This is a genomic window from Trichloromonas sp., assembly GCF_041583255.1.
GTDB lineage: Bacteria > Desulfobacterota > Desulfuromonadia > Desulfuromonadales > Trichloromonadaceae > Trichloromonas.
This window is the reverse complement of sequence record NZ_JBFHGD010000135.1, coordinates 1-8,710: the sequence shown is the minus strand read 5'-3', so window position 1 is coordinate 8,710 and position 8,710 is coordinate 1. Positions and strand designations below refer to the sequence as shown.

The 8,710-nt window shown below is 63.3% G+C and carries 7 protein-coding genes; 4 read left to right on the top strand and 3 right to left on the bottom strand.

What is annotated here, in order from left to right; translation table 11 throughout:
- Window positions 1-44: 44 nt before the first annotated feature.
- Window positions 45-635: a hypothetical protein gene (locus ABYV89_RS11295; protein ID WP_432823056.1), complete on the top strand. Its 591-nt coding sequence runs from the start codon at window positions 45-47 to the stop codon at window positions 633-635.
- A 176-nt stretch (window positions 636-811) separates the two neighbouring features.
- Here the strand turns inward: ABYV89_RS11295 and ABYV89_RS11290 are convergent, their stop codons facing one another.
- Entirely contained in the window at window positions 812-1,015 is a 204-nt protein-coding gene (locus tag ABYV89_RS11290; protein ID WP_432823055.1) for a tautomerase family protein, read from the bottom strand.
- On the bottom strand, window positions 1,002-2,225 hold the full coding sequence (locus tag ABYV89_RS11285) for a YbfB/YjiJ family MFS transporter (RefSeq protein WP_432823054.1): 1,224 nt from the start codon (window positions 2,223-2,225) through the stop codon (window positions 1,002-1,004). The genes ABYV89_RS11290 and ABYV89_RS11285 overlap by 14 nt, the downstream gene beginning before the upstream one ends.
- A 77-nt stretch (window positions 2,226-2,302) precedes the next feature.
- Here ABYV89_RS11285 and ABYV89_RS11280 point away from each other — a divergent pair, with 77 nt between their 5' ends.
- Window positions 2,303-3,151 carry a LysR substrate-binding domain-containing protein gene (locus tag ABYV89_RS11280; RefSeq protein ID WP_432823053.1) on the top strand — a complete coding sequence of 283 codons (849 nt, stop codon included), beginning with the start codon at window positions 2,303-2,305 and terminating at the stop codon, window positions 3,149-3,151.
- Between the two features lie 128 nt (window positions 3,152-3,279).
- On the opposite strand, the gene purB is transcribed toward ABYV89_RS11280, so the two are convergent.
- Window positions 3,280-4,635, bottom strand: a complete 1,356-nt coding sequence (gene purB / locus ABYV89_RS11275; RefSeq protein WP_432823052.1) for an adenylosuccinate lyase — start codon at window positions 4,633-4,635, stop codon at window positions 3,280-3,282.
- Window positions 4,636-4,974: 339 nt separating this feature from the next.
- Here purB and ABYV89_RS11270 point away from each other — a divergent pair, with 339 nt between their 5' ends.
- Window positions 4,975-7,656, top strand: a complete 2,682-nt coding sequence (locus ABYV89_RS11270) for a PD-(D/E)XK nuclease family protein (RefSeq protein WP_432823051.1) — start codon at window positions 4,975-4,977, stop codon at window positions 7,654-7,656.
- A partial coding sequence (locus ABYV89_RS11265) for a UvrD-helicase domain-containing protein (RefSeq protein ID WP_432823050.1) occupies window positions 7,653-8,710 on the top strand: 1,058 nt, incomplete at its 3' end. The genes ABYV89_RS11270 and ABYV89_RS11265, both read left to right, overlap by 4 nt.

Sequence of the window (8,710 nt, the reverse complement as noted above, 5' to 3'; positions counted from 1 at the left end):
ATCCTCGAGACGCTCAAACAACTGCATGCCGAGGAGGTGTCGCCATGATCCGCACCCTTATTGGCGGTCTGCTCTGCCTGCTTTCGGCTGCCTGTGTTGCGCAGCCGCCGGTCGATCCCCTGGCGGCCCTGCGTCAGGCCGACGGCTCGGTCCTCTGGCAGCAGGAATACGCCTTCGTGCCGCCGAACGGCAAGTGGTCCCTGGTTTCCCTCGACGAAGACGATTACAGCATCGCCTTTGCCAGGGAATGCCGTGAATTCTTTCCTTGCCAGTCGACCATCGCCTATGCCGAAGAGCCGTTCGGCTATTCGAAGGATTTCAGGCAGCGCCAGGGCGAATTCTTCAAGCGTTATCTGTGGGCCAGCCGGGTGGTGTTCGCTTCGCCGCAGTTGAAAGAGACGACCCTGAACGGGCGGCCGGCGCTGGTGGCCGTGGTCGAAGGGGAAGAGAAGGTCAAGGGGCACAAGGTCTGGAGCAAGGTGGTCTTCAGCCGTCGGGGAGAGCGGGTGATCGCCTTCTATTACAACCAATGGCGGCCCATGGACCAGCCCTTTGATCCGGCCGACGAAGCGGACTTCGACGCCTTTGTCGGCTCGTTCCGGTTCGTCAAACCGTCATTTTTCGAGCAGCTTTGAGACCGCTGCTGCCAACCTTTCGTCGCTGATAAAATCCAGTGTCAATCGGACCCTGCTGATCGACCAATAGCGCGACAGCCCGACCTGGTCATTTCAGGTTGGGCTGTCGTTTATGTAGCAAGGCATGAAAAATGGGAATGGGCAGCAGTTGGCATAGCCTTGGCCCATGATGCGTCCTACTTTCCGGCCTTGCGCCTGACGGTGACCGTCTCTCCTGCAATCCCCCAATTGTCGGTTTCGATCTCGTCGATAACGACCACCGTGGTCGCCGGATTTTTGCCGAGCACATCGACCAGCAGCTGGGTCGCGCCTTTGATCAACTGGGCCTTCTGTGCGGGGGTGGCACCTTCCTTGGTGATTTTGATGTTAACGTACGGCATGGTCTGATTCCTTTCCGCTGTTTGGGGTTGAAAATCCTCGATCCAGAACGATCAATAATCCTCCCAGGATAATGCAGCCTGCAGCCAGCAGCAGAGGCAGGGCAAAACCGTCCTGTCGGTCGGCCAGGCTGCCGGCGATGATCGGCCCGAGCACCTGGCCGACGCTGAAGCTCGCCGTCAGAAATGCCGCGGCCCGTGCTCCTTCCTTGCCCATTCTCATTTTGCCTTCGGCCAGGGTCAAGGCAACGATCCCCAGGAATGTTCCACCGAAGGTGACGGCGGCGAACAGCACTTCGGCAATGGAGCTGGCCCTGACACTGACCAGAATCCCCGCGGCCTGAAGAGTATAGGCTGCCAGCAGAGCCTGTCTGTTCCCTGTGCGCCGGGCCAGGTGCGGCCAGAGAATCGTCGATGGAATGGCGGAGAGACCGACTGCGACCCAGCTGTAGGGCGCCATAGCCTCCAGCCCTGGGGTTTCGGCGATGATGGCGACAATGAAGGTGGCGGTGACGATGTAGCCCATGCCTTGCAGAAAATAGGCTGCGGCCAGCATCCGGATGCTGCGCAGGCCGGCAGCGGATTTCCCCGGTTCGACTGGGTCCGTGGTGGCCTGGACGTGCCTTCGGCCAAGGGCCGCGCCAAGCAGGGCAAGCAGCCCGGCAATTCCTCCCATCCCGATCCAGGCGGCATCCCAGCCCCCGGCCTTATCCAGTTGAGGGACCACCAGGCCGCTGAGGGCGATACCGAAGCCGACGCCGCCGTACAAGGCGCCAAACCAATGGCCATAGCCACGCCTGGCCAGCGTCTCCGCGACCTCGGCGGAAATGACGATGAACAGCACCGCGCTGGCCAGGCCGCCACCGAGTCGCATGGTTCCCCACCAGAACTCCGAGACGGTCGCCCCCATGAAGGTGGTGGTTGCGAGACTCAGCAGCAAGGCGCCGGCCGCGATCACCCGGGAACGAAGCAGTCGGGGGGCAAGGGTGCAGATGACGGCACCGGCAAGATAGCCGAGGTAGTTCAACCCAGCGAGCCCGCCCGCCAGGGAATGGCTCATTCCCAGGTCGCGCTGCATGAGGGGCAGGATCGGGGTGTAGGCGAAGCGCCCGATCCCCATGACCACCATCATGCCGAGGATGCCCCCCGCCAGAACCTTGAGGGCTGCCCAATTATGCTGGGCGGATTTCTGATCGATGTTTTCGGTTTCCATGTTTGACATGCTAGCGCCAACGTGATATCAGATCAAATGAAATATGTTGATTTGAAGTATCATTATTGGAGATACCATTGGAGGTAAGTGAGCTCAAAATCTTTCTGACCGTCGCCCGAAAAGGGAGTATTTCCCGGGCGGCCGAAGAGCTTCATTGCGTTCAATCCAACGTTACCACCCGCATCAAGCAACTGGAGGAACGCCTCGGGACGCTCCTTTTTCATCGTAAAAGCAAAGGGGTCTCCCTGACCCACTCCGGTCACCTGCTGCTGGATTATGCCGAACGGATCATCGCTCTCGCCAAGGAGGCGGAAGAGGCTATTACTAATCCTGATGAGCCTAAAGGCAGGTTGTCGATCGGCACAATGGAAACCACCGCCGCTGTTCGTCTGCCCCCCTTGTTGGTGAACTATCATCGGCTCTATCCCCAGGTCGAATTGAACCTGGTGACAGGCCCCTCTGAGACTTCGTTGAAGCGGCTGCTTGACTTTCAGGTCGATGGGGCCTTTGTGGCAGGCGAAATCGCCCATGCCGACTTGATTGCCGAAAAAGCCTTCGAAGAAGAACTGGTCCTCGTGACCCCTCCAGATTTAACCTCGCTGGAGCAGATTAATCCTTCGAAAATTCTGGTTTTCAGAGCGGGATGCAGCTACAGGGCCCAATTGGAAGGGTGGCTCAGAAGGACGGGCAGGCTGCCTTACCAGATCATGGAATTCGGTTCGATCGAGGGAATCATGGGGTGTGTTGCGGCCGGGATGGGAGTGACCTTCTTGCCCCGCTCAGTCGTCGAACGGCCGCAGTATCAAGATAACTGCTCTTTTCACCGCCTGCCAAAGGATGTCGCTGAAATGGTCACCTGGTTGGTACGGCGCCGAGGAGAAACGCCCGGCAAGGCTCTGCAGGCTCTTATGGATTTGATTGGTTAAACAGACAGATCCGATCTCTTTTCCGCTTTGCCTGCCAGTCTGATCGAGTAGTTGCGGGTGCTGCGATAGGGCCAACACAAAAAGGACCGCGATTGTGCGGTCCTTTTTGTGTTGGGCGGACAGGGGGCTTACTTGAGCCAGTCGACGATCTGCGGTGCCAGGCCGATGTAGCTGGCCGGGGTCATCTCCAGCAGCCGCTGCTTGTCCTCAGCGGCAAGCTCCAGGTTTTCGACGAAGGCGCGGATGGTTGCGCGGTCGATGACGTTGCCGCGGGTCAGTTCCTTGAGCTTTTCATAGGGCTTTTCGATGCCGGCCTTGCGCATTACGGTCTGGATCGGTTCGGCCAGCACTTCCCAGGCCTGGTCGAGATCGGCGGCCAGCTTCTGCTCGTTGAGCTTGAGTTTGCCCATCCCCTTGAGGGTCGAGCTGTAGGCGATCATGCTGTAGCCGAAGCCGACCCCCATGTTGCGAAGAACGGTCGAATCGGTCAGGTCGCGCTGCAGGCGGGAGATCGGCAGCTTCTGCGACAGGTGGCTGAAGATGGCGTTGGCCAGGCCGCAGTTGCCTTCCGAGTTTTCGAAGTCGATCGGGTTGACCTTGTGCGGCATGGTCGAGGAGCCGATCTCGCCCTTGACGGTTTTCTGGCCGAAATAGGCCATCGAGATGTAGGTCCAGATGTCCCGGTTGAAGTCGATCAGGATGGTGTTCCAGCGGGTCAGGGCGTCGAACATTTCGGCCATGTAGTCGTGGGGCTCGATCTGGGTGGTGAACAGGTTCTGGATAAGGCCCAGTTCCGTTTCGATCACCCCCTTGGCCAGGGAGACCCAGTCGACCTGCGGATAGGCCGACAGGTGGGCGTTGAAATTGCCGACCGCGCCGTTGAGCTTGCCGAGAAGCTCGACCTTGGCGATGTTGCCGGTCTGCTTCTGCAGTCGGGCGGCGAAGACCGCGAGCTCCTTGCCGATCGTCGTCGGCGAGGCGGTCTGGCCGTGGGTGCGGGCCAGCATCGACACATCCTTGAACTGAACCGCCAGCTTGTGGATGCCGTCGATGATTTGGGTCTGCAGCGGCAGCAGGGCGGCCAGGCCGTCCTTGAGCATCAGGGCGTGGGAGAGGTTGTTGATGTCTTCGGAAGTGCAGGCGAAGTGGATGAACTCGGAGATGTTCTCGAGGCTCGTCCCGGCGATCTGCTCCTTGATGTAATATTCAACGGCCTTGACGTCGTGGTTGGTGACCGCTTCGATGGCTTTGATCTTTTCGGCCTCAGCCGGGGTGAAGCGCTCGACGATGCTGCGCAGAAACTGCTCTTCATCGGCGGTCACCGCGCGGCATTCGGGGATGCCGGACTCGGCGCACAGGGCCAGCAGCCAGAGGACTTCGACCTTGACCCGGTTGCGCAGCAGCGCATACTCGGAAAAACATTCTGTCAGTTCGGTGACTTTCGATGCATAGCGCCCGTCCAGAGGGCTGATGGCGGTAATCATATTTCTTCTCCTTTGTAGATAAATGCGCCGGAAATATAGCCCAGCAGCACCGCATCCGCAAGCCTGTAGCGATTTTTTGTCGGATTTTCGCAAAGAAAGGGGGGCCCGATCCGAATTGAACTCTGCACTCCGAAGAAGTCAGCGCTTGATTCATCAGTGAATAGATGCTTTCGAAGGTTCGGATTTTATAACAGGTTGTCAGGTGAAAAAACTTATCCTGTGACTTATTCTGCCGCCGCCATCTGCTACCTTGCTCGCCAAACTGATTTGGCGTTTGCCAAATGATTCCGCCAGGGTATATCCTGTAGCGCGAAGCTTGCCGATGAAGGAGAACCAGCCATGATCGATACGCGGGAGTCGTACCCCGGCCTCTTTGCCGCCATGTCCCAAGGGGCCCTGGTGCTGACCGTCAACAAACGCCTTTCCCGCAGCCTGCGTGGCGGCTACGACGCCTGGATGGTGGCGGCCGGCCGTGCCGCCTGGAGTACCCCGGAACTCTTCAGCCTCGATGCCTGGATGCACCGGTCGCTGGGACGGCTCGACGAGGATGCCGGGCTGCTGCAGGGGCAGGGGGCCCTGTGGCTGTGGGAAAAGGTCATCGAGCAGGATATCGCCGGCAGCGAAATCGCCCTGCTGCAGGTTTCGGCGACCGCCCGCAGGGCGCACGAAGCCCACCAGCTGCTGGTCGAATACGGCGGCAGCCTGGCGGGGCTTCCCTTAAGCGATGACCACCAGGCTTTTCTGCGCTGGCGCAAGGGGTATCTCGAGGCCTGCCGCAAGGGCGGCTGGTTTGATCTGGCGGAACTGCCGGCGCGGCTCTGCGCAGCCATAGCGCAGGGGCGGCTGGTCATCCCCGAAATGGTTTTCTTGGCCGGCTTCGATGAGCTCTCTCCCGGCATCCTGCAATTGCGTGCAGCGATGGAGGCTGCTGGTGCCCGGGTGGTCGAGCTGGTTGCCGAGGCGGCTGAGGGCGGCACGCTGCTGCGGGTAGCCTGCCTGGATAGTGAGGATGAAGTGCGCCGGGCCGCCTGCTGGGCCCGGCAGCTGATGGAGTCGGGGGCCGGCCGCATCGGAGTGGTGGTCGCCGACCTGCAGCAGCGACGGCTGCTGGTGGAGCGGGTTTTCCGCGAAGAGATCGATCCCGAGGCGGTGCTTGCCCTCGAAGAGCAGGAAGACCGTTTCAGCCTCTCTCTCGGCGCGAGCCTCGAGGAGCAGGGGCTGGTGGCCGCGGCGCTGGAAATTATCGGCAGCGGTCACCGCCTTTCCCTCGATGCCGTCAGCTTCCTGCTGCGCAGCCCGTACCTGGCCGCCAGCCAGCGGGAATCCGGGGGGCGGGCGCGCTTCGATCAACGGCTGCGCTCGAAGCGGCAGCTGGCGTTCAGCTCCTCCCGCCTGCAGGCCCTGCTCGATGAAGATCGGGACAGCGACAAAAGGCCGCTGCTGCCGGAGTTCACCAGGATCATCAAGGCGCTGTCCGCCAGCTCGAAGGACGGCCGCAAGCGCCTGCTGGGCGAGTGGGTCAGCAGCTTCAACGAGCTGCTGGTTGCCGTCGGCTGGCCCGGCGAGCGCGCCCTGGGGAGCCTGGAGTTCCAGGTTCTCAAGGCCTGGAAGGAAAACTTGCTGACTGCGGTGGTGGCCCTTGAGGCTGTTTCCGGCCCGGTCGACCGCGGCGAAGCGGTGGCGCTGCTGCGGCGGCTGGCGCGGGAAACCACCTTCCAGCCCGAATCTCCGGCCGGGCCGCTGCAGGTCGTCGGCCTGCTCGAGGCGGCGGGGCTGCAGTTTGAACACCTCTGGGTGCTGGGAATGACGGACGACCTGGTGCCGGCGCCGGCCCGGCCCAATCCCTTTATTCCGCTGGCGCTGCAGGTGGCCCGCAATATGCCGCACGCCAGCGCCGAACGGGAGCTGGAGTTCGCCCGGATGGTGGTCGCGCGACTTTCAGCTGCGGCACCGACGGTTATTTTCAGTCATCCCCGCAAAGACGGCGACGTCGAACTGCGGCCAAGTTCATTGATAGCCCGGCTCGACGAAGGTGAACAGGCCGCTGCCGCCAGTCATGCCCCCCTGGCCGCGATGCGGCAATCCCCGGCCGGGCTCGAATCGCTCGCCGACGAGCTGGGCCCGCCTCTGGCCGAAGCGGCCCGGGCCTCGGGCGGCACCGGCCTGCTCAAGGATCAGGCCCTCTGTCCCTTCCGCGCCTTTGCCCACCATCGTCTGCGGGCGCGGGCTCTCGATCGGCCCGAACCGGGCCTCGACGCCGGCACTCGCGGCAGTCTGCTGCATGCCGTTCTGGAAAATTTCTGGAAGCTCACCGGCGACCAGGCCGGGTTGCTCGCGCTGAGCGATGCGCAACTTTCCGCCCGTATCGAGCAGGCCGCCGGCGAGGCCCTGCGGCAGCATTTCGGCGATGAGGCCGACCAGCCCCTCTGCCGGATCGAGGGGGCGCGGCTCTGCGCCCTGGTGCGCGAATGGCTGGAGGAGGTCGAAAAAGAGCGGGCCCCTTTCTCGGTGGCACAGATCGAAGCCGAGCGAACGGTCGTCTGCGGCGGCATCAGCATCGACACCAAGGTCGACCGCATCGACCAGCTGAACGACGGCCGCCGGGTGATCATCGATTACAAGACCGGCCGGGTCGACGTCGGGGACCTGCTGGGCGAACGCCTGCTCGAACCCCAGCTGCCGGTCTACGGCAGCGAGGAGGCCGATGCCGAACTGGCCGGGGTGGTTTTCGCCGGTGTCAGGCGCGGTGAGTGCGGGGCCAAGGGGGTGGCCGCCGAGGCCGAGCTGCTGCCGAAGCTGGCGGCCTTTGCCGGGTCGAAAGGGGCGGAAAAAGCCGGCATCGCCGACTGGCCGGCCCTGCTGTCCCGCTGGCGCCGGCAGCTGGCCGAGCTGGGGGATGAGTTTGCCCGCGGGCATGCCGCCGTCGATCCCGTTGATTTCACCAAGGCCTGCCAGTACTGCGATCTCGCCGGTCTCTGCCGGATTGATGAAAACGCCATGCCCACAGAGGAGGCCGAATGAGCGCCATCGCCGATGCCAGCGCCCGCTCCCGGGCCGTCGACCCGCTATCGTCATTCATTGTCCAGGCCCCGGCCGGTTCGGGCAAGACCGAGCTGCTGATCCAGCGGTTTCTCCGTCTGCTCGGCACGGTGCAGCGGCCCGAGGAGATCCTGGCCATCACCTTCACCCGCAAGGCCGCCGGCGAGATGCGCGCCCGGCTGCTGCAGGCCCTGCAGGCCGCCCGCGGCGAAGTCCCCGAGAGCGCCCACGGGCGGCTCACCTGGCAGCTGGCCCGCGAGGTGCTCGAGCGGGACACCCGGCTCGGCTGGCATCTGCTCGACAACCCCTCGCTGCTGGGGATCCAGACCATCGACTCCTTCAATGCCTCGCTGGTGCGGCGGATGCCCTGGATCTCCCGCTTCGGCGCGGTGCCGCAGATCGCCAGCGATCCCGTTTCGCTTTACCGCGAGGCCGCCCGGCGGGTGCTGCAGCGCCTCGACGAGGGCGGCGAGGGGATCGCCGAGGTGGCCCGGGTGCTGACTCATCTCGATAACCGGATGGAGCAGTTGCAGGAGATGCTGGTCGCCATGCTGGCCCGCCGCGACCAGTGGCTGCGGCACCTGGGGCGAATCGACCATGAGCGCTGGCGGGCCGTGCTGGAACGATCCCTGGGGGATTACATCGAGGGGCAGCTCAAGGCGACGGCCGCCTCGCTGCCGGTCTCCCTGCAGCCTGAACTGCTGGCTATGGCAAGGTACGCGGCGGACAACCTGGCGGGCGCCGACCGGCCGCTGCTGTGCCTGGCCGGGCTTTGCGCCTGGCCAGGGGCGCGGGCGGCCGACCTGCCGTCCTGGCTTGGGCTGGCGGATCTGCTGCTGACCGGCAGCGGCACCTTGCGTAAAAGTCTCGACAAGAACGGCGGTTTCCCTGCCGGCAAGGGGGCGCCGGCGGAGATGAAAGAGCGCATGAAGGCGCTGCTTGAGCAGCTTCGCGGGATTCCCGGTTTGGAAGCCGCCCTGGCGGCGCTGCGGCACTTGCCCGCGCCCGCCTACCCCGACAGCCAGTGGCAGGTACT